Source organism: Streptomyces yamdrokensis, from assembly GCF_053890455.1.
The window spans coordinates 6,639,576-6,665,870 of the sequence record NZ_CM132679.1 but is presented as its reverse complement, the minus strand read 5'-3'; the positions used below and the strand labels follow the sequence as shown (position 1 = coordinate 6,665,870).

The following is a 26,295-nucleotide window of genomic DNA, read 5'->3' as shown; positions in this document are numbered from 1 at the left end:
CGGTCGGGCGGTGAATTCGGCGACGCGCAGGGCGTACGGCAGGTCCCCCTACCGCTGCTCGAAGACGTCCCGGGCGGGCCGAGGAGCAGCGCGGGACGAGCCCCGGGCCCGGGGGCTGCACTGCGGGCCGCCTCCGCGGGAGGGCGCGTCCTGACATGGGCGTCGAGGAACGTGCGCACCTCGCGGTGGCGGTGCTCGGCGTCCGGTGCGAGGACCGCCCGGCCGGTTTTCCCGGCGGGCCGTACGACGCCCTGGCACCGGATCTGCTCGCCGTCGTCCGCGTGCCCCGCCGCGGTCGGCGCGTCGGCCGGCCGGGCGCCGGGCAGGAGGGCGGGCGGGGATGCGCCTCCCACAGCGACGTCGCCCGGTCGGGCCGGGGCCGGGCCCTCCTCCGAAAGCCCTCGCGAGCCCCGGAGGGACCCCGCGCGGTGACGTGGTTCCGAGGTGCTGCCCCCGGGCGATCGTGCGAGGGTGTTCTACGAGCGCGCCGCTCCCACCACACGTCGGGCGGCACGTCGCAGGCGGCACTCGCACCGCGGGGTCACGCATGTGTGCAACCGGGAGACGGCCGGGTACCCGCGTCCGGACCGTACGTCGAGCAGTGAGCGCGCCCCGGGCCTCCCTCAGGTTCCCGGTCCCGCCCGGCCCTGGGGGTTCTCGCAGGGGCGCCGGAACGGGATGTCCATGAGCAGCGGGTTCACGGGTCCGGAGGGCTACGGCTCGGACCCCTTCGGAGAGTTCCTCGCACGTTTCTTCGGCGGGCCGCGCCCCCGGCAGGTCGACATCGGCCGGCTGCTGAGCCAGCCGGCCAGGGATCTGGTGCGCGGTGCCGCGCAGTACGCCGCCGAGCACGGCAGCCGGGACCTGGACACCCAGCACCTGCTGCGCGCCGCGCTGGCCACCGAGCCGACCCGCGGCCTGCTCAGCCGGGCGGGCGCGGACCCCGACTCGATGGCGTCGGAGATCGACGAACGGTCCGGTCCCGTCCAGCACGGGCCGGACGACACCCCGCCGCCGACGTCGCTCTCGCTCACCCCCGCCGTCAAGCGGGCCCTGCTGGACGCGCACGAGATGGCCCGGTCGACCGGAGCCGGGTACATCGGCCCCGAGCACGTGCTCAGTGCCCTGGCGGCCAACCCCGACTCGGCCGCCGGGCACATCCTGGACGCGGCCCGGTACGCCGCCGCCGGGAGGCAGCCCGACCCGCCGGACCCCGCGCAGCACCGCGCCGAGCGGCCCCGCACCGCCACGGGCACGCCGACGCTGGACCAGTACGGCCGTGACCTCACCGAGCTGGCCCGTGAGGGCCGCGTCGACCCGGTGATCGGGCGGGAGGAGGAGATCGAGCAGACCATCGAGGTGCTCTCCCGGCGCGGCAAGAACAACCCGGTGCTGATCGGTGACGCGGGAGTCGGCAAGACCGCTGTGGTGGAGGGGCTGGCCCAGCGCATCGCCGACGGGGACGTGCCCGACCTGCTGATGGCCCGGCGGGTGGTCGCGCTCGACCTGACGGCCGTGGTCGCCGGGACCCGTTACCGGGGCGACTTCGAGGAGCGGATGACCACCATCGTCGACGAGATCCGGTCCCACTCGGACCGGCTGATCGTCTTCATCGACGAGCTGCACACCGTCGTGGGCGCCGGGGGCGGCGGCGAGGGCGGCTCGATGGACGCCGGGAACATCCTCAAGCCGGCGCTGGCCCGCGGCGAGCTGCACATCGTGGGCGCGACCACGCTGGAGGAGTACCGCCGGATCGAGAAGGACGCGGCGCTGGCCCGCCGCTTCCAGCCGATCATGGTGCCGGAGCCCACACCGTCCGACGCGATCGCCGTCCTGCGCGGTCTGCGGGACCGGTACGAGGCCCATCACCAGGTCCGCTACACCGACGAGGCGCTGGTGGCGGCCGTGGAGCTGTCCGACCGCTATCTCAGCGACCGCCGCCTGCCGGACAAGGCGATCGACCTGATCGACCAGGCCGGCGCCCGGGTGCGGCTGCGGTCCCGGACCAAGGGCACGGACGTACGCGCCCTGGAGCAGGAGCTGGAGCAGCTGACCTGCGACAAGGACCAGGCGGTCGCCGACGAGCGGTACGAGCAGGCGACGCAGCTGCGGGACCGCATCGGCGAGCTGAGGGAACGGATCGCCGATGTCGGTGGCGAGGGCCGGGTCGACGAGGGACAGAGTCTGGTGGTGGACGCCGAGGCGATCGCGGAGGTGGTGTCCCGGCAGACCGGCATTCCGGTCAGCCGTCTCACCGAGGAGGAGAAGGACCGGCTGCTGGGTCTCGAGGAGCATCTGCACCAGCGGGTCGTCGGCCAGGACGAGGCGGTGCGGGTGGTCGCGGACGCGGTGCTGCGCTCGCGGGCCGGGCTCGCCAGCCCCGACCGGCCGATCGGCGGTTTCCTGTTCCTCGGGCCGACCGGCGTCGGCAAGACGGAGCTGGCGCGGGCGCTGGCCGAGGCCCTGTTCGGCAGCGAGGACCGCATGGTCCGCCTCGACATGAGCGAGTACCAGGAGCGGCACACCGTCAGCCGGCTGGTGGGCGCCCCGCCCGGGTACGTCGGCCACGAGGAGGCGGGGCAGCTGACCGAGGTGGTGCGCAGGCATCCGTACTCGCTGCTGCTGCTCGACGAGGTGGAGAAGGCCCATCCGGACGTCTTCAACATCCTGCTCCAGGTTCTCGACGACGGCCGGCTGACCGACTCCCAGGGCAGGACGGTGGACTTCAGCAACACCGTGATCGTGATGACGAGCAACCTCGGTTCCGAGGCCATCACGCGGCGCGGCGGGGCGCCGGGTTTCTCCGCCGGCGGCGCGGACGCGGACGAGGAGGCGCGGCGGGAGCAGATCCTGCGGCCGCTGCGGGAGCACTTCCGGCCCGAGTTCCTCAACCGGATCGACGAGGTGGTGGTGTTCCGTGAGCTGACCGCCACGGAGCTGCGGCGGATCACCGATCTGCTGCTGGAGTCGACGCGGCGCGGGCTGCGGGGGCAGGGCGTCGCGGTCGAGTTCACCGAGGCGGCCGTGGACTGGCTGGCGCGGCGCGGCCACCAGCCCGAGTACGGGGCGCGGCCGCTGCGCCGCACCATCCAGCGGGAGGTCGACAACCAGCTCTCCCGGCTCCTGCTGGACGGCACGGTCAGCGGCGGCGACCGGGTGACGGTGGACGCGGAGGACGGAAACCTCACGTTCCGTACGCGGGCGGAGACCGGCACCGGCGCGGGGGCCAGGACCGGATCAACGGCCGGTGCCGGCACCGGCCGTGAGGAGCCTCCAGCGCCAAAGCCGCCCGAACGGTGAGCGCGCGGGCGCCCCTTCCCGTCGGGGACACGGGCGCCTTCGCCTTCCCGCCGACCGGGCCTGCGGCCTACCGCGTCGGGCGCACCACCATCGCCGAGCCGCCTCCCCTGCGGGTCTTCTCCGCCGCGGCGAGCCACCGGCCGTCCGGCAGCCGCTGCACGGCGGTGGTGGCGCCGATCTCCGGGTTGGCCTGGAAGGAGTGCCCGATGGCCTCCAGTTTCTGCCGTACGGCGCTGTCGTAGAGGCCGGGTTCGAGGTCGGTGCGGGCCGTGTTGCGCTGGCTGGCGCGCGGCGCGGCGATCGCGTCGGCCAGCGGCAGACCGCGGTCGAGGAAGCCGGTGAGGGTCTGCAGCACGGTGGTGATGATGGTCGAGCCGCCGGGCGAGCCGAGCGCCACGACCGGCCGGCCGTGGCCGTCGAGCACGATCGTCGGGGCCATCGAGGACCGGGGCCGCTTGCCGGGACCCGGCAGGTTCGGGTCGTGGACGGCCGGGTTCGCCGGGGCGAAGGAGAAGTCCGTCAGCTCGTTGTTGAGCAGGAACCCGCGGCCCGGCACGGTGATGCCGCTGCCGCCGGTCTGCTCGATGGTGAGCGTGTAGGAGACGACGTTGCCCCAGCGGTCGGCGGTGGTGAGGTGCGTGGTGCTCTCGCCCTCGTACGTCGTCGGGACCGCGGGGCCGCCGGTCGCACAGGGCGCGGGGTCGCGCGGGTCGCCGGGGGCGAGCGGGCTGGTGAGGACGGCGTCGTCCTGGATGAGGCACGCGCGGGAGTCGGCGTACCGCTGGGAGAGCAGTTGCTTCGTCGGTACGTCCTCGAAGGCGGGGTCGCCGACCCAGCGGCCCCGGTCGGCGAACGCGATGCGGCTGGCTTCGATGAGGCGGTGCAGGTAACGGGCGTCGTCGGCCCGGGAGAGGTCGGCGCGCTCCAGGATGTTGAGGGCCTCGCCGACGGTGGTGCCGCCGGAGGAGGAGGGCGCCATGGCGTAGACGTCCAGGCCGCGGTACGACGTCCTGGTGGGCGGCTGGGACGTGGCCCGGTACGCCGCGAGGTCCCGTGCCGAGAGGTCTCCGGGGCGGGCGTTCCAGCCGGAGTCCGGGTCCACGGGTGGCTCGTTGACCGTGTCCACGATGTCCCGGCCGATGGCGCCCCGGTACAGCGCGTCGACGCCCTTCCTGCTCAGCTCCGCGTAGGTGCGGGCGAGGTCGGGGTTCTTGAAGGTGGTGCCGACGGCCGGGAGTTCACCGCCGGGAAGGAACAGCTCGGCGGTGTCGGGGAAGTGGCGGAAGCGGGTCTCGTTGGCGGCGGTCTGGGCGCGGAAGGTGCTGTCGACGGTGAATCCGTCGCGGGCGAGCCTCTCGGCGGGTCTCAGGACCGCCCGCAGGGACGTGCTGCCCCATTTCTCGAGCGCCCGCTGCCAGGTGGCCGGGGTGCCCGGGGTGCCGACGCCGAGGCCGCTGCTGACGGCTTCGGCGAAGGGGACGGGGGCGCCGTCCTCCAGGAAGAGGCCGGAGTCGGCGGTCAGCGGTGCGGTCTCGCGTCCGTCGATCGTCCGCACGGTACGGGACCTGGCGTCGTAGTGGACGAAGTAGCCGCCTCCGCCGATACCGGCCGAGTAGGGCTCGGTGACGCCGAGCGCGGCGGCGGTGGCGACGGCCGCGTCGACGGCGTTCCCGCCCTTCCCGAGGATCTCGATGCCGGCGGCGGAGGCGTCGGCGTCGACGCTGGAGACCGCTCCGCCGTGGCCGACTGCCACCGGGGTCTTGGCAGGTGCGGCGGCCGGGGCCCGGCCGGGCCCGCCCTGCGCGGCGGTCGTCGGTGGCGCTGCCGCTCCCGCCGAGACCACGGCGGCGGTGACCGCCAGAACCGTCAGCTTCCGTCCGACACGATGACTCATCCGCACCTCCGTTGAAGGGCCGTTCCCGCAGCCTAATTCATCGCCATGCCCACATCAGGTACATCACGGGACGCGCCGCCGCGCCTCCCCGGACGCCCTTTCCCCGGACGTCTCGAACACGGGTTTGCCCGAGCCCGCTAGCATGCGCGCCCATGAGTGACGACGTACGCAACATTGTTCTGGGTGTGGTCGCCTCCGGCCTCTTCGCCGCGCTGGGCTGGATCGCCCGTACCCACCTGTGGAAGCGCAGGCTCCGGCGCAAGCAGGCCTTCTTCGGTCTGCCGGACAACTCCGAGTCGCTCCTCGTCGTCAACCGCGATCCGGCCACGGCGGAACCGGCCGTGCACCGCTTCGACGTGTTCTCGCTGCTGGAGCTCTCGGCGTTGATCAAGGACTGCGGGGCGCACGTCCAGGTGGTCACGCAGGACATGGTCCACCAGGGTCTGGGCGAGCGCACGGAGTTCTGCGTGGGGGGTCCCGCGTCGAACCGGCGGATGGTGGCCCACATGGCGGCGATGCTGCCGGGGGTGCGCGTCAACACGGATCCCGAACCGGGCCCGGACAGGGCCGCCTTCCGGATCGGCACCGAGCTCTACCGGCTGGAGCCGGGGGTCACGGAGTACGTCCTGCTCGCCCGGCTCACCGCCGGTGACCGGCGTGACGCCCGGCCGGTGTTCCTGTTCTGCGGCCAGCGCGCGATCACCAACCAGGCCGCCACCCGCTATCTCGCCCGCCATCACGAGCGGCTCGCCCGCAAGCACGGTTCCCATTCCTTCGTGCTGCTGCTGAAGGTCGTCAACTCACAGGCGTACGGCCCTGATGTCGTCGAGGTGGTCGGGGACGTGACCCACGCCGCGCGGACCCCGCTGCCGGCCCCCGCCACCGGGCCCTCCCCTGACCCGGCACCCGCTCCCGCGCCCGCCTCGCGGAAGAAGCAGCAGAAGTCCTGAACCTCCCGGAGGGCGTGCGCGGGCGGGCGACGACCGGGCGCAACCCGTCCGGCGCGCAGCTGACCTTCTGCTCGCCGGCGGACGACCCGTGGCACGGGCCGTCTTCGCCACGCGGGCAGTGATCTCCGGCTGCCGCCGGGCGGGACTGGCCGTTGTGAACCACCGCCCCGCGGACGTGGGGCGGCGGGCCCCTCCCGGCGGCGGTGTGACCGCTGTGACCGCGAAGTCCCCTTCCTCACCGGGACGGAGAAGACATCGTAGTCGAGGCCGGGGGGCGGGCGTCCCCGCAGGAGCCGGCTCATGCCCGAGAATCCTGGCGAGGGGATCCCGGGCCCGTCCGCCGCCCGGCGTCTCAGGCCTCCGCGACCTCGGCGTACAGCTGGGACAGTTCGGGCACCCCGCCCGCGGCCCAGGCGTGCCCGGAGTCCACGACGTCGAACTCCCGCCCGGAGGCGAGCCGTACGACGGGCTGGCCGTCGGGCCGGATCTCCCAGACGGCTCCCAAAACGGTGCGCACGATGACCGTGCCCAGATACAGACCCGCGTCGTTGCCCAGCCAGGTCAGGGTGTCCTCGTCGTCCCGCCAGCTTCCCGGGACCATCTGGTCCAGCGCCTCCAACGAGGCCGGGGAGTCGTCCAGCCGGACACCGGCCCGGGACACCTGGGAACGCAGCAGCTCGCACTCGGCGAGGAGTTCCGCGAGGCCTTCGGGATCGCGGACCGCGAAATTCCGGCGGCGGTTGCCCAGGAAGGGGATGTTCATCCCTCCAGGGTGACATTCGTACCGCCGTCCGCACCACAGGGCACGCGGGCAACTGCTGTCGGGGGGGCCGGTGATCACACGTCCAGGTCGACCACGACCGGCGCGTGGTCCGAGGCGCCCTTGCCCTTGCGCTCCTCGCGGTCGACGTAGGCGTCGGAAACGGCCTTGGCGAACGGCTCGTTGCCGTACACCAGGTCGATGCGCATGCCGCGGTTCTTGGGGAAGCCGAGCTGGCGGTAGTCCCAGTACGTGAACGGGTGGTCGTACTTCAGCGGGCGCGGGACGACGTCGGTCAGACCGGTCTCGCGCAGGGCCGCGAGGGCCGCGCGCTCGGCCGGGGTGACATGGGTGGAGCCCTCGAAGGCGGCACGGTCGTACACGTCGTCGTCGGTCGGTGCCACGTTGTAGTCGCCGAGCACCGCGAAGGGGCGGCCGCCCGCCGCGTCACCGGCCACGGCGGCCTTCAGCGCCTCGAACCACCGGAGCTTGTACGCGTAGTGCGCGTGGTCCACCTCACGGCCGTTGGGCACGTACACCGACCAGACGCGGACCGGGCCGCAGGTCGCACGGACGGCACGGGGCTCCGACGAGCCGTCGTAGCCCGGGTCACCGGGCAGGCCCTTGACGACGTCCTCGAGGCCTACGCGGGAGAGCACCGCCACGCCGTTCCACCGGCCGGTGGCGTGCACCGCCGACTCGTAGCCGAGCTCGCGCAGTTGCTCCACCGGGAACTGGTCCTCGGCGACCTTGGCCTCCTGGAGGCACAGCACGTCCGTGCCGCTGCTCTCCAGCCAGGCCAGCAGCCTCGGCAGGCGGGCGGTGATCGAGTTCACGTTCCAGGTCGCGATGCGCATGTCCCACAACCTACCGGGCACCTCGGACAATGTCCGGCCGTCATCCGCCGGCCACGGTCCGGCTCACAGCTCGGCCGTCGCCCCCGGGGCCAGCCGCAGGTGCAAAGCGCCTCCGAGGGCGCCGATCTGGCGGTCGTAGACGGGCCGGGCCAGGTCGGTGAGCAGGGCGTCGTGGATGTCGTAGGCGCGCTCCGGCCGGACCTCGCGGACGTAGTCGATGACCTCCGAGATCTTGTTCCAGGGGGCCATGACGGGGAGCATCAGTGTCCGGACCGGGTGGTCGGGGACGGTGAGGGCGTCGCCGGGGTGGAAGAGGGCACCGCCGTCGACGAGGTAGCCGACGTTGGTGACCCGCGGGAGGTCCGGGTGGATCACGGCGTGCAGCTCGCCGTGCACCTGCACCTCGAAGCCCGCGGCGGTGAACGTGTCGCCGTGGCCGACGGTGCGCACCCGGCCGGGGAACGCGGCCGAGAGCTGGTCCGCGACGGACTTCAGGGTCCAGACCCCGGCGGCCGGGTCGGCCTCCAGGGCGGCCCTGATCCTGCCCTCGTCGAAGTGGTCGGGGTGCTCGTGGGTGACGAGGATGACGTCCGCGCCGAGCGCGGCGTCCTCCTCGCTGAACCCTCCGGGGTCGACGACGAGGGTTCGGCCGTCCTTCTCCAGGCGGACGCAGGAGTGCGACTTCTTCGTGAGCCTCATACGTCCATCCTGCCTCCACGGGCCCGCTCCGGCACGAGGCGCCCGGGTCTCTCACTCCTGGGGTGTGGTCTCCTCGCGGACGACCTGCTGGGCCACCCGGAACGCGCTGTTCGCCGCGGGGACACCGCAGTAGACGGCCGCCTGGAGCAGGACCTCCTTGATCTCCGTCGGGGTGAGGCCGTTGCGCAGGGCCGCCCGGGTGTGGACGGCGAGGTCCTCCAGGTGGCCGCCGGCGACCAGGGCGGTGAGGGTGACGCAGCTGCGGGTGCGCCGGTCCAGGCCGGGCCGGCTCCAGACCTCGCCCCAGGCGGAGCGGGTGACGTACTCCTGGAAGTCGCCCGAGAAGTCGTCGCTGTGGGCCAGCATCCGGTCGACGTGCGCGTCGCCCAGCACCTCCCGGCGGACCTTCATTCCCGCTTCGTACGCGTCGCTCCCGCCGCCCTGGGCCTGCGGCGGAACGGCGCCGGCGATCTCCGCGACGGGCCCGGCCTGCTGCGGCACGACCACCTGCCCCGCCCTGACCTGGACGGCGGGCAGGGCGATGTGTCCGGTGACGGACTCGAAGGCGGGCTGCCAGGCCGTGGAGAAGTGCCGGACCAGGAGGTCGGTGACGGCGGCGGGCTGCTCCACCGGCACGAGATGGGAGGCGCCGGGCACTACGGCCAGCCGGGCGTCCGGCACCCCGGCGACCAGTGTGCGGGCCTCGGCGGGGCCGGTGACCTGGTCGTCCGAGCCGACCAGCACCAGGGTCGGCACGCCGACGCTGCCGAGTTCGGCCCGTACGTCGAACGAGGCGAGGGCCTCGCAGGCGGCGATGTAGCAGCCCGGGTCCGTGGTGCGCACCATCTGCACGGCCCACTCGGTGATCGCCGGCTGCGCGGCCGCGAAACCGCTGGTGAACCAGCGGTCGGGCGAGGTACGGGCGATCGGGTCGAGCCCGTTCGTCCGGACGATCACCCCGCGCTGGCGGAACTCGTCGGCGGTGCCGAACCGGGGCGAGGCCGCGATCAGGGCGAGGGAGGCGAGGCGTTCGGGGTGCCGCAGGGCCAGTTCCAGACCGATCGCGCCGCCGAACGCACAGCCCGCGTAGCCGAAGCGCTGCACGCCGAGGCCGTCGAGGGTGGCGAGCAGCCGCGCGGTGAGATCGCCGACCGATCCCCCCGGGTGGGCGGGGGCGCCTCCGTGTCCGGGCAGGTCGAACCGGAACACACGCCACTGCTTGGTCAGCTCGGGGATCTGCCGGTCCCACATGTGCCATGTGGTACCGAGGGACGGCCCCAGGATCAGGACTGGTAGGTGTTCCGGCCCGTCAAAGCGGTACTGCAGCGTTTCGATCTTGCCTTCGGTCACGGGTTCACACCTTCATCTGTCATGAACTGTCACACGCCCCCTGCGAGACCTCCCCATGCCTCCGCTTCCGGAAGCAGGTCCGCCGCGTCCGGCTTCACGTACCACTTCTTCGTCGTCTTCACGTTCGTGTGCCCGGCCCACCTGGCGAGCAGGTGATCCGGCACACCGTTGTTGGCGAGGTACGTGAGGCAAGACGCCCGAGCATCGTACAGACGGACCCTGCGAAGGCCGTTTGCGTCCATTATTTTGTAGGCCCGTGTTCGGAGCTGCCGACCGTTCAGCGCGCCCCCAAGTTCATCCACGAGCACATACCTGCCGCCCTCGTTCACCCCGCCGCCTCACCCACCCTGGAACCTGGTGCCGCGGTGTGCGACGTGGCCGCCGCACGTGACCGCTTCAAGAGTCTGATTCTCGCGTACGAGCACATGCCCAGGCTTGGGAAGTTCGAGACATGGGCTCTGCAGGCGGCGCGTGAGCGGCAAGCCGTCTTGGGGGACGTCGAGCGCATCCTTGCTTCACTTCCACAGCTGACGGTCCAGGTCATGCACGGCGACCTGGCAGGTCCCAACGTCCTGTTGAAGAACGACGACGTCGCCGCGATCGTGGACTTCGGACCACCCACACCTGGGTACCTGGCCTGGGAAATCGTGCGTCTTGGCTGTGACCCCAAGAGCGTCCTGTCCAACGGTGTGGAGAGCTGGCTCAAGGGCTACACCGATCTCGCCCTGGCGTATCTAGACGCCAACCCCAAGGCGCCCGCGGACGACCTCTTGTCCTCGCTTCGTGTCGGCTGTGCAGCGAAGCTCTGCTCGGCCTTTCCGTTGTCGGCACCAGTGGAACGACCGCACCTCGTCGACGCTGCACTCGAGTCCTACGCGCGGGCACGGCACGAGGCAGCTCTGATGCTGCTGGACCGGCTACCTGTCTTGGAGGCGGCCCTGCGTGACACTCTTCGCTGAGTTCATGACCCTGATGGCCGGCGTAACCGGTCACCGAACCCGCCGTGCGAGTCGGCCATTGCGGACTGCGCTGGCTTCTCCGGCTCGACCCCGGCCTCCCAGGGGGCGAATCCAGTAGCCTCGCGCGCTCGCGAGCCAGCGCCACCCCCGGGCCGCGGACTTGTGGTCGGGCGCGCGTCCGACTGCCGCGGCTGTGCGGCGGGCGGCGGGTCCTCCTTCTTCCGTCAAGGGGGTTCACCGACGGCGTTTCGGCCATCCGGGCTTCCTGCCGCACCCTTGCGGGGCACGGGTGGGTGCATCACCCACTCGCCGTTTCGCCCGTAGCTATGCGGAAGCCAGCTCGTCTCAAACACGTGAGTTCGAAATCCCGGTGCTGTCGTTGAACTCCCGACAGCGTCCATTCGACGATCCAGGGGACCAGTAGCCGTGGCTGATGCCCACAAGAGTCCGACCGTCGCCCCTCCTCCCCCACCGCCGCCAGCGGAGATCACCTACAGCGGCCAGTACTCCGTCAACCCGCTCGCCGAGGTGTCGTTCCGGCGGATGTGTGCGCAGATTCCGGCCGTGCTGGGGAGGATCGCCCGGTTGTCGTGGCGGACCGACCGGCGGGCCGTGCAGCTCCTGGTGGCGTGCCAGGTGCTCACGGGTGTCTCGGCGGCCGTCCTGCTGACCGCAACCGCCCGGGCGATGGGCCCGGTGCTCGGTCCCGGGCCCGTCGCCGACCGGCTGCACAGTGCTCTGCCGGCGCTGTTGGTGCTGACGTTGGCTGCTGCTCTCGGCCGTATCTCAAGTGCGGTGGCCACGTACGCGGAACGGCGGATCACTCCCCTGCTCACCTCGCAGATGGACAGCGCGCTGGTGGAGGCGGTCTGTCGGGTCGAGGCCGCGGCGTATGCGCAGGACGGGTTCTCCGACCGGCAGGAGGCGGCGGAGATGGGGGTGACCCGCACCCACGTGATGGTCACCGACGCCCAGCGCTTCATGTCCGCACTGATCCGCATGGTCACCGCGGCCGGCGTCCTGTCGGTGCTCCACCCGCTGCTGCTGCCGCTGCTCCTGCTCGCCGTTCTCCCCGCGGGTATCGGCGCCCTGCTGAACGCCCGGGTCGACTACGAGATCCACTACTCCAACATCAGCGACCGCAACGTACGCGGCATGATGCGCTGGTGGGCGACCACGTCGAAGTACGGCGACGAAGTCCGCGCCAACTCGATGACCGATTACCTCGTCTACTGGTACCGGGCCCTGTCCGAGCGGTGCGATCGGCGGACTCTGGCCGCCGCGCCGCGGACCCTGCGCATCGCCCTGCTCTGCTCACTGGCCGGCGGTGTCTTCCTCCTCTCGACCTGGGGCGCTCTCGCGTGGCTCGCGGCCACCGGCCGAGTCGAGCCCGCCATCGCGGCCACGGCCGTCATCGCCGTCCAGACCACGCTCGCCGCCCTCTCCCAGGTCGTGGTCAACGGGGCCGCCGTCTTCCACACCAGCCTCTACCTGGGCGACATGCAGAACTTCCTCGACGACGCCACCGCCCGCGCACCGAAGCGCGGCCGCCACCAGCTCGCCACCCCGGTGGAGGAGATCAGGCTCGACGAGGTCGTCTACCAGTACCCCGGGAAGGACAAGCCGGCCGTCGACGGCGTCTCCCTCACCCTGAAGCGCGGCCAGATCCTCGCGATCGTCGGAGCGAACGGCTCGGGCAAATCCACCCTGACCCGGCTGCTCACCGGGATCTACCTCCCCGACAAGGGCAGAACGACGTGGAACGGCACCGACCTCGCCGATGCCGATCCCGCTGCCGTCTGGCGGTGCACCGGCCTGGTGCCGCAGATCTTCGCCCAGTGGCCGCTGCGGGTCCGCGAGAACGTCACCCTCGGCCAGCCCCGCACCCACGACGACGGACCGGTGTGGGAGGCCATCGACGCGGTCGGGCTACGCGAAGCCATCGACGACCTCCCCTCCGGCCTCGATACCCTCCTCGCCCGGGACATCTTCGGCGGCTTCGAGTTCTCCGGAGGACAGTGGCAGCGCACGGCCGCCTCCAGAGCCCTGTACCGCAAGCCCGAGCTGCTGATCCTGGACGAGCCGACCTCGCAGATGGACCCGCGCGGTGAGCATCAGATCTTCGAGCAGATCAAGGCCATCGCCGCCGACCGGATCACCATCGTGGTCACCCACCGCCTGGAGAACACCAAGATCGCCGACCACATCGTCGTGATGGAGCACGGCCGGATCACCGAACAGGGCCGGTATGAGGACCTCGTCCACGGCGGAGGGACATTCGCGGAGCTTCTGGAACTCTCTCAGGACCGCTGATCATGTCGCCCCGCCCGTCCCGCCGTACGTACGACGGGACGGTCACACACCAAGGAGGAACCGTGCTCGCCCTCTTCACCAATGCCGACGGCCGCACTCCCCGCGCCCAGGCTGCTGCCCGCCTAAGCGTGAGGTGCGCCGCGTGAGGAAGATGAAACATCTGCCCGAGGCGGTGCGGCACTGGGCGGAGCAGCGGATCGGGCCCGTGGTGTCCGTACGCGATACGTCGCACGACTGGCACCGGTCCCGCGTGTGGGAGCTATCGGGCCAGGGCGGGGCCCGCTGGTACGTGAAGGTCTCACCGTCGGCGAAGTTCTTCGCCCGCGAGACCAGGGCCTACCGCCACGTCGTTCCCGCACTCGGGCACAGCCGGGCCCCCCAGCTCATCGACAGCCGCGCGGAGGACCTGGCCTTGCTGCTCACGGTCGCGCCGGGCGCTCCAGCGCCGGGTCTGGATCTGTCCTCAGCCACGTGGAGGGCCGTACACGAGCAGGCTGGCATGCTGTGCGCCCGGCTCCACGAAGCCGGGGCACTCGATCGCGGCGACCAAGCGGAAGCCGAAGAAGCTCTGAGAGCCGCAGCCGACGGCGTGAAAAAGCACCTGGGCCGCGCCGGGGACCGGCTCACCGGAGGCGAGCAGGAGCTGGTCCGTGACTACGCGGCCCAGCTGCGCCGCGTCGGACCGGTGCCGCTCGGCTACATCCACGGCGACAACCAGCCGATTCACTAGGCAAGTCGGTTGTCGGAAGTGGCGTTGTCGAGTCCAGTCGCACCTGTCGACCTGGCCTGACCAGTGGGCACCATGTGGGGCGCCGGGGCCCCGCCAAGTGGCGTAGTGATCCGGAATGCCTCGCTTCGCTCCGAGGGCCGCCTTCGCGCCAAGCGCTGTCGAGTTTCCTCGGGGCGGTGCCGACGCCGTTTTGGTCGTAGGAGTGGTCTCTGCGCGAGTGTGAGCCCTGCCGATACGCGTCAGTCGCGGAGTCGTGAACTCCACAGTGCTACACCGCTGCACGGGCGCGACCTGGCACCGTTCGTAGTGGCCGCGGCGCCTTTTTCTGTCCCGGCGCTGGTAGACGCAGTACCACGCCAAGCCTGCAGCAGCCCCCGGGATGTTGAGCGGTAGGTATCGATGACGTCACTTCATGTGATCAAGGTCATAGGTCGGGGCGTAGGCAGTGGTGTCCGCTTATAAGGCATTAGATGATCTTGGTGGTGTTGTGCTCCGGCTTACTTTGCGAATCGATCACTGTTTTTTTTACGTGACGAGTAGACGGGGATGGATTCGTGAGACCTGTGGATATGGCCCCTTCTCCTGGGGAGACGGGGTGGATTTGGCGTGACCGTAGCCGAAGTCTGCGTTGGATCGCGGGTGGGCTTGCGGTGCTGATGTCGGTGTCGTTGCTGCAGGGTGTGGCAGCGGCGGTACCGGCCGGGGTGTCGGAGAAGGATTCGGAAGCAAAGTCGGTGACCACGGCGGCGGATATCGCGTCGGCGAAGGTCGCGGCCCGGTTGTCAGGCAGGCGCGTGGAGGCGCTCAGCGAGCGCACTGAGACGTCGACCACCTGGGTCAACAAGGACGGAAGTCTCACCACGGAACTCGCCGCCGGACCCGTCCGGTTCGAGCGTGATGGCCGATGGACCGACGTCGATGTCAACCTCCGTGAAACCGGATCAGGTGTGGAACCGGTCGCCCACCCGGAGGGCCTGCGGCTCGCCGGCAGGACCGGCACCCCCGCGAAGTCGCTGGCCGCCGCGCAGGAGGCCAAGGCGACGGACCTGGTAACGCTGGGCGAGGGTGACCAGCAGATCACGCTTCAGTGGAAGGGGGGTCTGCCGCAGCCGAAGCTGGACGGCACGCGTGCGGAGTACGTCAACGCCGTTCCTGGCGCGGACGTGGTCGTCGAGGCCACGCGTACTGGCTTCGAGCAGTTCGTCGAGATCAGGCAGCGTCCGGAGACGGGCGGCTACTCGTACACGCTGCCGCTAAAGGCCAAGGGCCTGAAGGTGAAGCAACTCGCTGACGGCAGCGTCCTGTTCACCGACAAGAAGAACAAGAAGCGGGCTGTGATGCCCGCGCCGGTGATGTGGGACGCCACCGTCGACAAGCGGTCGGGCGAGCACACGAACCGGGCCAAGGTCGGCATGAAGGTGGTGCGGAAGGGCTCCACCGTCGATCTGATCGTCACCCCGGACGCGAAGTTCCTCGCTGACCCGGAGACCACGTACCCAGTCACCGTCGACCCGTCGACGTCGTCTCTGTCCAACGTCTTCGACACCTACGTGCAGCAGGGCGAGACGGTCGACTGGTCCGCCGACACCGAACTCGACCTGGGTAACCCCGGTACGACCAACTCCGACGGCACCCCGCGCACCGCGCGGTCGTTCATCTCCTGGAACACGACTCCGATCCAGGATGCCTTGGTCTTGGATGCGAAGCTGTCCCTGTGGAACTTCCACTCGGGCAACAACACTGACTGCAAGGTCTACCCGTGGGAGGTGTGGTCGACCGGGGCGGCCTCGACGTCGTCGCGCTGGACGGCGCAGCCGTCGTGGACGGCGAAGAAGGCCACCTCCACCGAGACCCGCGGCAACGCCGCGTGCACCACGCAACCGGACGGCTGGATCAACGCCGACGCGACCACGCTCGTGCAGGAGTGGGCATCCGCCAAGGCCACTCGCGGCCACATGGGCCTGCGCGCCACCAGCGAGACCGTCGTGGCCCAGTGGAAGCGGGTCAACTCCGCCAACGCGGCCTCCAACCCGCCCAAGCTGGTCGTGAACTACAACTACCGGCCGCGCACTGGCACCAAGCAGGAGGCCGGCCCGCCGTATTTCTCCTACAGCGGTGCCTACACGGTCAACACCACCACGCCCGCCCTGCGCGACACCTTCGTCGACTCCGACGGTGACAAGGTCAACGGCACCTTCCAGATCTACGACAACGCCACCAACACACAGGTCGGCGACGTCATCGTGTCGAAGTACGTGCCCTCAGGGCAGATCGCCTCGGTGACTGTGCCATCCGGGGTACTGAGCAACGGCAAGACATACAAGTTCCGCACCAGCCCGTACGACGGCACGCACTACAACAACGGCTGGTCGGCGTGGAAGACGTTCACCGTCGACACCAGCGCCCCGTCCGCCCCGACGAAGATCGTCTCCACCGACTACCCGTCGAGCTCCTGGGTCAAGGGCGCGGGCCAGGCGGGCACCTTCACCGTCACCCCGCCCGCCTCCGACCACAACTGGCTGGAGTGGTCGCTGGACGGCGTGACCTGGACCAAGGTCGCCACCGGCGGTTCCACCGCCGACAAGGCCCTCTCCATCACCCCGCCCAAGGACGGCACCCACACCCTGCAGGTGCGCTCGGTGGACAAGGCGGACAACAAGTCCGAGGCAATCGAGTACACCTTCCACGCCGGGCCCGGCGGTTTCGTTCAGCCCTCCGAAGGCGAGCGCACAGCGCGCCGTCTCCCGCTGGTCGCCGAGGCCGACGCGAGCAAGTACAACAGCGTGTCCTTCTCCTGGCGCCGGTCTGAAGCCGACGGCTGGCAGAGGATCCCGGTCGGGGACGTCACCTCCGGGGGCGACACGCTCACCGGATGGCCGGTCCCGCTGACCAACGGCAAGAACAGCCAGCTGGTGTGGAACGCCGTCGCCACCGTCAACCCCGACGGCGCAGTGCAGGTCAAGGCCGACTTCACGGGAGCCAACAGCGCCTCCGGTCGCACCGAACCTCTCACGGTCGTTGTCGACCGCTACGCCCTCGGTGCCGCGCCTCAGTTGATCGGGCCTGGCTCGGTGAACCTGCTCACCGGTGACTTCACCCTCTCCGAAGTGGAAGCCTCATACTTCGGCTTGTCCGTCACCCGTACGGCTACTTCTCGGACACCGTCCGCAGGAGACCAGGAGGGGCAGGTGGCCATATTCGGCAACGAGTGGGCATCTGGCACGGTCGCCGAATCCGCCGGCTCGGACTACTCCTATGTCAGCAGGGTCTCCGACACCGCCGTTGACGTGGTCGGCAGTCAAGGCGACGCCATCCACTTCACCGCGAACGCGGCCAAGACCGCATGGATCGCTGAACCGGGCGCCGAGAAGATCACCCTGCAAGGGAGCACATCGGGCTCCTTCACCCTGACCGACGCCGAGGGCACGGTCACCGACTTCGCGAAGCTGGACGACGCGGCAACGACCTGGCAGGTGTCGTCGGCCCGTCTGGACGGCCGCAGCAACTCCACCACCACGGTCCTTTCAGAAACGGTCTCGAGCGATGGAAAGGTCAAGGCGCGGCCCAAGCGGGTTGTCGCCCCGACCTCGGCAGCCGCCTCCGGCACCTGTGCGCAGACCCCCTCCACACGCGGCTGCCGGGTGTTGGAGTTCGTCTACGCCACCTCCACCACCGCCGCTGCGGGCACGTACGGCGACTTCACCGGCCGAGTGAAGGAGATCCAGGTTTGGTCCACCGCTCCCGGAGCGACGGCAGCCACCTCGACGTCCGTGCAGAAGTACGCGTACGACACCACCGGACGGCTGCGTCGTACGTGGAACTCGCAAATTTCCCCGCAGTTGGTCACCGAGTACGCCTATGACAGCGCTGGCCGGGTCACCGAGCTGACCCCGCCAGGCCAGTTGCCCTGGACCTTCACCTACGGCCAGGCGGGAAGCTCGACCGCCGCTGGTCCGGGGATGCTGCTGAGCGTTTCGCGTCCCGGCCTGCAGCCCGGTACGGCCGCGACCGTGCAGGGCGAGGCAGTCACCAGCCTGGTCTACGATGTCCCGCTCACCGGCGCCTCCGCCCCCTACGCCATGGGATCGAGTGAGGTCAAGACATGGGGCCAGCTGGATGCGCCCACCGACGCAACGGCGATTTTCCCGGCGGACTCCGTACCGGCCTCGCACACAGGCAGCAGCCTCGGTGCGGGAGCCTATGCGCGGGCGACTATCCAGTACATGGACGCCTCCGGACGCCAGATCAACGCGGCCCTGCCAGGCGGCCACATATCCGCGTCGGACACTGACCGGTTCGGCAACACGATCCGCGAGCTCACCCCCGCCAACCGTGCCCTGGCACTCGGCCAAAGCGGCGCGGCACAGAAGGTTCTCACCGACCTGGGCATCGCGGACCTCCCGAGTGCCGAGCGGGCCGACCTGCTGTCGACCCGGTCCATCTACAACGCCACCGGAACACGCGAACTGGAGGCACTGGGCCCTCTGTCACGGATCGACCTGACCCAGGACCTCACCTCGGGCGGCACCACGCTCGTCTCCGCCGGCACATCCGTCGTGGCCCGCGCCCGGAGTGTCAACACCTATGACGCCGGGCGCCCGACGGACGGCACTGCCACGGTCAAGGACCAGATCACCGGCACCACCACCGGGGCACAGCTCCGCGTCCACCCCACCGTCCATGCCGAGACCCGTGAGACGCGGACCGTCTACGACTGGGCACGCGGCCTGGCGACCCAGACGGTCCAGGACCCCGGGGGCCTCGCCATCACCACCGTCACCCAGTACGACGAGCAGGGCCGCGTGACGAAGGAGATCCGGCCCGACAGCACCGCGACCTCGGCGACCACACGCGTGACCGACTACTGGTCCGCCTCCGGCACCGGTACCTGCGCCGGACGCCCCGAGTGGGCCGACCTGCCCTGCCGGACCTCGCCCGGTGGCGCCATCACCGGGGGCGGCAGCAACCCGTCGGCACTCCCGGTCACCACCACCGAATACGACCGATGGGGCAACCCCACCAACGTCTCCGAAACCGCCGGGGGCGTCACCAGGACCACCACAACCAGCTATGACGACGCGGGCCGTCCCATCTCGGTCGCCATGACCGGAGGCGTCGGCGAGGCGTTGTCCAAGACGACTACCGACTACGACGCCACCACCGGCGAGGCCATCAAGAACACTTCGGCCACCAGCGGGACCATCACCAAGGTGTTCGACGCACTGGGCCGCCAGCTTTCCTACACCGATGCGGACGGCGGAGTCACCCAGGTCCGCCACGACCTGCTCAACCGTGTCACGCAGGTCTCCGACTCCGTTCCCTCGACGGTCACCTACACCTACGACCACACGGTCGAGCCCCGCGGCCTGGCCACGAAGACCACCGACTCCGTCGCAGGTGCGTTCGAGACCGCCTACGACGCTGACGGCGCCGTCATCAACGAGAAGCTGCCCGGCGGCTACACCCTGGCCCAGGAGATCGACACAACGGGCTCACCCCTGGCGCGTACCTACACCAGGGCTTCCGACAGCACCGTGGTGCTCGCCGACTCGGTAGACAGGTCCATCCACTCCCAGGTGACGGCCCACTCGGGATGGTCGCACCAGCAGTACCGGTACGACGCTGTCGGACGTCTGGCCGGGGTCGACGACACCGCGGACACCGTCTGTACCCGCCGCACGTACACCTTCGGCGCACGCAGCACCCGCAGCGCGGTGACCACAGCTACCTCCGAACCCGGCGTCGACTGTCCGAGCTCCGCAGGAACCACCACCAGCCACACGTACGACAGCGCCGACCGTCTCACCGGCACCGGCTACGTCTACGACGCGTTCGGCCGGACGACCACCGCTCCGGGCCACGGCACCCTTTCCTACTACGCCAACGATCTTGTCTATCGGCAGACAGTCAATGGCAAGCGCCAGACCTGGCAGCGTGACCCTGAACTGCGCGTGCGCTCCTGGACGACGGAAAGCGGCTCAGGTACCACCTGGACGCAGACTGCATCCAGGATCAACCACTATGACAGCGACTCCGACAACCCCAGGTGGGTGGTGGAGGACACCGGGACCGGCGAGGTCACCCGCAACATCGTCTCCGCGAGCGGAAATCTCACCGCGACGAGCACCAAGACCGGCGGCGTGGTGCTCCAACTCGCCAACCTGCACGGTGACATCGCTCTCCAGCTCCCGCTGGACGGCGCGACGGCTCCGACAGTGCTCGACTACGACGAGTACGGCAATCCGCGTCCCGGCCAGGCAGGCACCCGCTACGCCTGGCTCGGCACCAAGCAGCGCTCCGCCGACACCTTGACCGGGCTCACTCTCATGGGCGTACGCCTCTACGACCCGAAGCTCGGCCGGTTCCTCCAGGCTGATCCGGTTCCCGGCGGATCAGCGAATGCCTACGACTACGCCAACGCCGACCCGTGCAACAGTTCCGACACCACCGGGCTGATCCCCAAGTGCGGAAAAAAGCACAAGACCAACGGCTACAACCTGCAGATCATCACCAGCCGCCGCGGCGGCGGCGTGACCAAGGACGGCCACCGCTACATCGGGTACTACGTGGAGACCCAGATCAAGGGATTCGCCAACCGGTACCTGTCCCGAAACGCCGTATACGCGGAAACCTGGGGAACCCGGCCGGGCAAGAGAAGAATGGGCAAACTTCAAGGCAAGGCCAGCTGGTACACGCCCTGGAAGAAGCAGTGGGAGGTTCACTACAACATCCAAGTGAAACCCGGAACGAGAATCGTGACCCACGGCAACGGGGTCGTGCTCGGGTGGAACGGCTTCGTGACCGCCGTCTCCTCCATCTGCAAGGCCAGCGCGTAGTCCAGCGCCGCGTATCATGATCACAATATGGGTACGCGGCATATCCGGGGTGGCCCACCCACAGGCGGGTGGGCCACCCCGGCTCGGATTGCTCTCATGGAAAACCGCTTTCGCGCAAGGACCAGGATGCCTAAGAATCTGGCAGAACTCGCCCACGCAGCTCTGACGGCCGGGCACACGGCGGGCGCTGCCGCATCGCACGCCGTGCCCACCCGCCTCGACAGCACGACCGAGGCTGCTGTCGCCGACATATGCATACGCGACGGCCTCGGCTCCGTCCTCCTCTTTCACCGGCGCAAAGACGCCCGATTCGCAGAAGAACTCTACTTCTCGACCCGACTGGACGATGGGTCTTGGGCAGCAGCAGAGCACCTCTCTGGGGGCGCCATGGGAATCGAGCCGACCAACACCTGGGAAATCGCAGGAATTCTGAGCGGTAGACCCCTGGTGCTGTTCGGTGAATCCGAGACGGAGCTGTTCACCGGCCGTCCTCAGGCCGACGAAGGATATGAACTGCTGCACTTCTTTGAATTGCTCGTGGATAAGGAAGTCAGTCATCTGGAAATCAAGGACGCTTCACCGGGAGCTGACCCTGAATGCAGCCTCATCCATAAGTCACTCGTTTCGCAGGTGGCACTCCTTGCGCTCTTTCCTGGCGAACGCTTCACCATTCGCGCGATGGTGCAAAAAGGGGCTACTTCGTACCCTCTTGGCGAGCCGTACGAGCTGACCGGCTCTGACCTCGGGCGCGTAGCTGACTCGCCAACCTGGGATGAGGACGCAAGATGACAGAGCCGGAGAGCTGACCGCGATTCGTCAGCGGGGTCCGGTCGCCAATCGATGCGGCGATCCACCCGTGATGTACCCCGCTGGGGTGGGATGGGCGGTCGCGGTGACGCTGCGGCTGCTCCGGGTTCCACGGGCCCGGGGACTGCGAGGATGCCTTCTCTTCTGCCCGCGACGCTGCGGGCGGTTCAGCGCGGCGGCCCTGGTCGTCGGTGCGTCCTTCGGGTGGAGGCACCCGGAACATCGCCCGCCGGAGCCGACCGGCCAGTAGGGCCCGCCCGGCCGTGACCAGCCCGACGCCCGGCATCGCGCCTCCGATGGCGACGCAGGCCGAAGGCGGCCAGCCGACTTTGTTCTCGCCGACATGTCCTCGTGCTCGCGGCAACGAGAAAGCCCAGAGGGTCGTGCCCGGCGACGTGTGCCGCCCCTGCCAACGTTTAGGTGATTCCGGCGCCTCGCGGTCCGGGTAGCCGTGTGATCTGCTGGGCTGTCGTGAGTTCCTCGCGCGCTTGGTCGAGTTCGAGTGACAGTTCGGCGGTGGCACGCACGAGGGCGCGGACCCGCTCGCGTTCTGCGGCGAGTTCGTTCTTGGTCTTCGCCAGGGCGTCCCTCAACGCGGCGTTTTCGTCCGCCATGTGCTGGGCGGCCTGCGGGGTGAAGTTCTGTGCCGTGGCCCGCGCCTTGAACTCGTCCACGAGGTCCTTGTGGTCGCCGTAGACGATGTCGCGCCGTAGCCCGCACTCGGCGATCAGCTCGGTGCCGGTAAGTTTGCCGGCCGTCGAGCGAAAGGGTGTGCCGGCCAGGAGACGTGTCGCGGCGGCTTGTATCGCCTCGCGCTCCGCGTCCCGGTCTCGGTTCCTGCGGGTCATGCCGCCTGACCGCCGTTCGTGTGTGCGGCTGCTGGCCGCGACGTCTCGTGTTGTTCGATGACCGCGAGGATCTGGCCGGCCTGTGCGGCGGCGCGGTCCCGGCGCGGGCGCGGGGTCATCGGATCGCGTGCTTCCGTCATCAGGACGGGCAGGCGCGTGCGGTGTTCGGCGATGTCCCGGTCGGTGTAGGCGAGGTTGACGCAGGTGCTGCGGCAGAGTGATTCATCGGGTCCGTCGTCGGCGGGCAGCCCAAGCAGGAGTTTCTCCTTGCGGCATGCCGCGGTTTCCGCACGATGCACGCAGGTCATGGCGTCGCCGTGGTGGCTGTCGGTGTCCGTCTGCGCCAGGAGGCGGCTCACACTTGCCTGTGCCCGCACGGTGCGGCCGAGGAACGCCGCGGCGCCGGCGGTGCGGCGGCGGTACTCCGCGGCGGCCGGGCCGCTGACGTGCTCGTGCTCTTCCTCCAGGCGGGTCCAGTCGTCCTCGGACTGTTCCAGAACCATCTCGAGACGTTCCACGGCGACGTCGTCGAGCCACGAGTCGTCGTTCGCGGCGTAGTTCAAGGTCACTTTCGTCTTGAGGTGGCCGTACTGCAACGCAGCGGCGATCAGGCCGCGGGGACGGCGCACGATGAAGTACGCGAGCGTCCGACGGAACCGGGAGGCGTGCAGGTGCTTGACCGGGTCGGGCGGTATCGCAGCCGTGCCACTGACGGACGTGAAGGTGGAGTTCACCCAGCCCTGCAACCGCTGCAGCTCCGTGTTGGTCTTCTTGGTGTCCCAGGTCCGCGCGCCCGCGCGGCTCTTGCGCCCGCTGCTGCCCGGCAGACGGGTGGGGAACAGCAGCTCCGTCTCGTGCAGTGACTCCAACAGGGCGATGGCCTGGTGCACCGGGCTGACGACGGCCCAGGGACGGGCCGGCGGCCGCTGGGTCTCCGCCGCGGTCCGGTCGTACCCCTTGCCCCGGTGCCCGAGCAGCAAGAGTTCCCCGGACTCGACGTCCTCCGCCCGGCAGCCGCGCCGCAGATTGGCCACCTCACCAGGACGCATACCAGACAAGTACGACACCGTGACGAAGCATGCCGCAGTCACGACCCAGACGAGGGCGGGGAGTTCCGATACGGTGAGCGGCCGCTCCCGCCAGGGACGGCCGTCGATCCGTCCCGTGATGCGGCCGATGAAGAAGCCCTCGGCCACCGGCAGCCGAGCGGCTTCGGCCAGCGACCGGGAGGCCCCGGACAGGGAGTTGGACAGCGCGGGCAGCCCGATGAGGCAGGCCAGGTACTTGAAGTCGATGGTGCCGGGGTGGTCCGGGTAGCCGGGCAGCTCCCTGCCCTCTTCACGCGCGGCTTGGAGGAAGAGCTTCATCCGCTCGGCCTGCGGCAGCCCGTCGTACCGGCGGTGGCTGAGGTGGTCGCCCGTGTACAGCTGCCGGAATTCCCGCCACGCGTCGCGGACGTCCGGGCCGATGTCCTCGACGATGCGCAGAGCCCAGTCCAGCAGCGCGGTCATGGTGGCGGCCTCGATCCTCGGGGTCTTGTTGCCCCGGCCGGTCTTCATGTCCTCGGCCAGTTCCCCGGGGGAGCGGCCCTGCCACGGCACCGTGACGGGCATCCGGTGCTCCGACGGAAGTTGCGGCGCGTAGGCCCAGATGGCGCGCACAGCGCTCAGGAGTTGACGGCGCGTGTTGGTACTGGCCTGTATCGCCCGCACGCGGTCGAGGTACCGGTCGAGATCGTGCTCGGTCACGTCCCGGAGCCGGGCGATGCCGCGATGCCGCAGCCAGGTCGCGAAGACACGGAGACGCTTGAACCACAGGAGCACCGTGGCGACGCTGGCCCGGTCCAGTCCCGTGATCCTGCTCAAAGCCGGTGGATAGGGGCAGTCGAGCACCGCGAGGGTGAACACCTTGAAGTCGTCCACCAAGGCGGACGGGAACGTCGACCAGTACAGCATGATGGGCTGGGTGTGCTGGTCCGGCTGCGCCTCGGCCAGGGACCAGGTCCAGTCCGCGAACCGTGACAGCGACACCGGATCGATGCCGTGCCACAGCGGGCGTGCGCGCAGGACGACGACATCCGCAAGGCGGTGCGGCAGTGAAGGCGCTACCGCCTCGTCACTCAAGGGCATGGTCATCGCAGGTCCATCCGTCCACTCATCAGTTCGTTGATCATCTTTGTCTGCGGCTCGGTGAGGTCGCGGCGTGCCTTGTCCTGCTCCGAGGCGCGGTAGTGGCCCACCAGGTCCTCCAGACGTTCCTGGTGCACCGCGTGGTGCGCCTTCCACGTCGCCGGATCGACGTGGGCCCGCAGGATGTTCAACTGGTCCAGGGCAGCGATCTGCAGAGGCAGTTGGTGCGGGAGTGCCCGGGCGTTCTCGCACCCCAGACAGGCCAGGAACGATTCCGCACAGGGCTCTCCCGGCTCCGTGGTCGGGTTGTTGAGGTGGTCGACACATCCCGTCAGCACGGTGTCCTGCTGGCCGGTGACCAGCCGCTGCAGAACCTGCGGGTCCAGGTCTGCCTCGCGGGCCGCTCCGTCCAGATCGGTAGCGGCCCGGGCGACCAGCAAGGCCGGCAGGACGGGGACGCTGCGCCGCTTTCGGGCTGTGGCCACTTGGGCGCGCAGTGCGTCGGCGACAACGGTGCGGGACTGGGCCACGACCGCCTTGCTGCGGGCCAGGTAGTGGTCGTTCATGGTGGACCGGGTGTGTGCGACCGGGCGGCGCTTGCGTTCGATTCCGGTCTGCCGAAGCCGTCTGGCTTCCACCGGCTCGATCCCCTCTGCCGTGGGCTCCTTGGTGGGAAAGCCGTGCTGAGCGGACCATCGGGCGATGTTCTTGGCATCGGCCCCGCGCGTCCAGCGTCCCTCTCTGGAGGCGCCCGTCGCGCGGAACCCGGCCAGAGCCAGGTCATGACCACCGTGGCGGCGCGCGACCTGTGTCAGCTCCAGGAGCAGCTGGTAGACCCGCAGCGGGGAACGGAAGAGCCGAGGTTCTGGATCAGCGTCCACCAGGAGCGCGGCCAGGTCTTCCGGCACGTCTTCCACGGGGGTCACCATGTGCTCGCGCTCCGGGCCGCGCCGGGGCTTGGACGATTCGACCAGGGCAACCCCCGGGATGCCCTCGATCCCGGCGTCCGGCCGGTAGTGCGCCGCAGGCCACGCGGCCACCGTGCCGAAGTTCTCCGCCGTCAGCAGCAGGCAGAACGCGGTCAGCTCCTGAGAGTTCAGGCACAGCCACCGGGCGATCTCGCGAATCCCGCCCGCCTGTCTCACCGCCAGCACCGGCGAGCCGCCGGCCGTGCGCGGGATGTCCCCCGTGCGGTCGAAGACGTCCAGCAGGCTCGCGAGTTGATGATCTGAATCCATGGGCAGCACCCGGCCGCCGCGAAAGCGCGCCAGGAGACCCTGCCCGGCCCGTACCCGGTCCCGCGCCACCCGGACATCGTGCCGCAACGCAGTCATGATCCGCTGCATGCCCGCGTCGTCGTACGCGGGCACATCCACGATGTGCGTCACCTCGGGCAGCGGCTGCTCGTACAGGGCCGCCCGCACCTCCTCCGACAACTGGTCGTCATCGCGCCACAGCAGACGCAGCCGGTAGAGGTGATCCCGTTGAGTGGCGTTGTTGCGCCCTTCCATATGCGTCCACAGCGCCCGCACGTGATCTGCGGTGACGTCGCTCGGCCCCCGAACGGGCGGGCTCTGGGCCGCGAAGAACCGGGCCAGCCAGGACAGCACCGCATAGATGCCCTCAGCGGCGCCGAGCCGCGTCACCCCCGAACGGTTCGAGGTCCGAGCGGCGAAGGCCGACGCCAACCAGCGTTGCAGCCCCTCAGCGATCACCACCCGCCGGCCTCTACGGTCATGGATGTCGGCGAAGTCGAACACCCGTGAACGCGCCCCCGACTGCTCGATGACGCGCACCGCCGTACCACCGGACGACTCAAGCATCCGTTCCGGTGGCTGCCAGCCTGTCGGCGGCATGGCCGCC

Annotated in this window: 16 protein-coding genes; 7 read left to right on the top strand and 9 right to left on the bottom strand. The window is 69.9% G+C overall.

Going from position 1 to position 26,295, the window contains the following annotated elements; all coding sequences use genetic code 11:
• The first annotated feature begins 684 nt into the window (after nt 1-684).
• Entirely contained in the window at nt 685-3,300 is a 2,616-nt protein-coding gene (locus ACWZEH_RS29450; protein WP_456194097.1) for an ATP-dependent Clp protease ATP-binding subunit, read from the top strand.
• A 67-nt stretch (nt 3,301-3,367) separates the two neighbouring features.
• On the opposite strand, the gene ggt is transcribed toward ACWZEH_RS29450, so the two are convergent.
• Nucleotides 3,368-5,194 (bottom strand): gamma-glutamyltransferase, encoded by a 1,827-nt coding sequence (ggt, locus tag ACWZEH_RS29445; RefSeq protein ID WP_456194096.1) that lies wholly within the window; start codon nt 5,192-5,194, stop codon nt 3,368-3,370.
• A gap of 152 nt (nt 5,195-5,346) precedes the next feature.
• Between ggt and ACWZEH_RS29440 the strand changes: the two genes are divergently transcribed.
• Complete coding sequence (locus ACWZEH_RS29440; protein WP_456194095.1) at nt 5,347-6,144, top strand: hypothetical protein; 798 nt, start codon at nt 5,347-5,349, stop codon at nt 6,142-6,144.
• Between the two features lie 352 nt (nt 6,145-6,496).
• Here the strand turns inward: ACWZEH_RS29440 and ACWZEH_RS29435 are convergent, their stop codons facing one another.
• The 5 genes from ACWZEH_RS29435 to ACWZEH_RS29415 all read right to left on the bottom strand — a co-directional run bounded on the left by ACWZEH_RS29435 (nt 6,497) and on the right by ACWZEH_RS29415 (nt 10,139).
• The gene (locus ACWZEH_RS29435; protein WP_456194094.1) at nt 6,497-6,907 is read right to left on the bottom strand and encodes a DUF6278 family protein; all 411 of its coding nucleotides are present in this window, start codon (nt 6,905-6,907) and stop codon (nt 6,497-6,499) included.
• Between the two features lie 74 nt (nt 6,908-6,981).
• Nucleotides 6,982-7,761 (bottom strand): exodeoxyribonuclease III, encoded by a 780-nt coding sequence (locus ACWZEH_RS29430; RefSeq protein ID WP_456194093.1) that lies wholly within the window; start codon nt 7,759-7,761, stop codon nt 6,982-6,984.
• Nucleotides 7,762-7,824: 63 nt separating this feature from the next.
• Nucleotides 7,825-8,460 (bottom strand): MBL fold metallo-hydrolase, encoded by a 636-nt coding sequence (locus tag ACWZEH_RS29425; protein ID WP_456194092.1) that lies wholly within the window; start codon nt 8,458-8,460, stop codon nt 7,825-7,827.
• Between the two features lie 51 nt (nt 8,461-8,511).
• Nucleotides 8,512-9,810, bottom strand: coding sequence for a bifunctional 3-oxoadipate enol-lactonase/4-carboxymuconolactone decarboxylase PcaDC (gene pcaDC, locus ACWZEH_RS29420; RefSeq protein ID WP_456194091.1), 1,299 nt, complete (start codon nt 9,808-9,810; stop codon nt 8,512-8,514).
• A gap of 29 nt (nt 9,811-9,839) precedes the next feature.
• Nucleotides 9,840-10,139, bottom strand: coding sequence for a tyrosine-type recombinase/integrase (locus ACWZEH_RS29415; RefSeq protein ID WP_456199899.1), 300 nt, complete (start codon nt 10,137-10,139; stop codon nt 9,840-9,842).
• Here ACWZEH_RS29415 and ACWZEH_RS29410 point away from each other — a divergent pair.
• The 5 genes from ACWZEH_RS29410 (at nt 10,077) to ACWZEH_RS29390 (ending at nt 21,437) form a co-directional block, all read left to right on the top strand.
• Nucleotides 10,077-10,769: a phosphotransferase gene (locus ACWZEH_RS29410; RefSeq protein WP_456199897.1), complete on the top strand. Its 693-nt coding sequence runs from the start codon at nt 10,077-10,079 to the stop codon at nt 10,767-10,769. The two genes, ACWZEH_RS29415 and ACWZEH_RS29410, sit on opposite strands and share 63 nt — an antisense overlap.
• A gap of 543 nt (nt 10,770-11,312) precedes the next feature.
• Nucleotides 11,313-13,082: an ATP-binding cassette domain-containing protein gene (locus ACWZEH_RS29405; protein ID WP_456199895.1), complete on the top strand. Its 1,770-nt coding sequence runs from the start codon at nt 11,313-11,315 to the stop codon at nt 13,080-13,082.
• 151 nt (nt 13,083-13,233) lie between these two features.
• The gene (locus ACWZEH_RS29400) at nt 13,234-13,812 is read left to right on the top strand and encodes a phosphotransferase (RefSeq protein WP_456199893.1); all 579 of its coding nucleotides are present in this window, start codon (nt 13,234-13,236) and stop codon (nt 13,810-13,812) included.
• A 656-nt stretch (nt 13,813-14,468) separates the two neighbouring features.
• Nucleotides 14,469-20,648 carry a DNRLRE domain-containing protein gene (locus tag ACWZEH_RS29395; RefSeq protein ID WP_456199891.1) on the top strand — a complete coding sequence of 2,060 codons (6,180 nt, stop codon included), beginning with the start codon at nt 14,469-14,471 and terminating at the stop codon, nt 20,646-20,648.
• Between the two features lie 126 nt (nt 20,649-20,774).
• Complete coding sequence (locus ACWZEH_RS29390) at nt 20,775-21,437, top strand: hypothetical protein (RefSeq protein ID WP_456194090.1); 663 nt, start codon at nt 20,775-20,777, stop codon at nt 21,435-21,437.
• A gap of 434 nt (nt 21,438-21,871) precedes the next feature.
• Here the strand turns inward: ACWZEH_RS29390 and ACWZEH_RS29385 are convergent, their stop codons facing one another.
• Genes ACWZEH_RS29385 through ACWZEH_RS29375 form a run of 3 tightly spaced genes read right to left on the bottom strand, consistent with a single transcriptional unit; the run spans nt 21,872 to nt 26,228 of the window.
• The gene (locus ACWZEH_RS29385; RefSeq protein WP_456194089.1) at nt 21,872-22,303 is read right to left on the bottom strand and encodes a hypothetical protein; all 432 of its coding nucleotides are present in this window, start codon (nt 22,301-22,303) and stop codon (nt 21,872-21,874) included.
• Nucleotides 22,300-24,438, bottom strand: coding sequence for a site-specific integrase (locus ACWZEH_RS29380; protein WP_456194088.1), 2,139 nt, complete (start codon nt 24,436-24,438; stop codon nt 22,300-22,302). Before ACWZEH_RS29380 ends, ACWZEH_RS29385 begins: the two co-directional genes overlap by 4 nt.
• Nucleotides 24,435-26,228: a hypothetical protein gene (locus tag ACWZEH_RS29375; RefSeq protein ID WP_456194087.1), complete on the bottom strand. Its 1,794-nt coding sequence runs from the start codon at nt 26,226-26,228 to the stop codon at nt 24,435-24,437. Before ACWZEH_RS29375 ends, ACWZEH_RS29380 begins: the two co-directional genes overlap by 4 nt.
• Nucleotides 26,229-26,295: the final 67 nt, after the last annotated feature.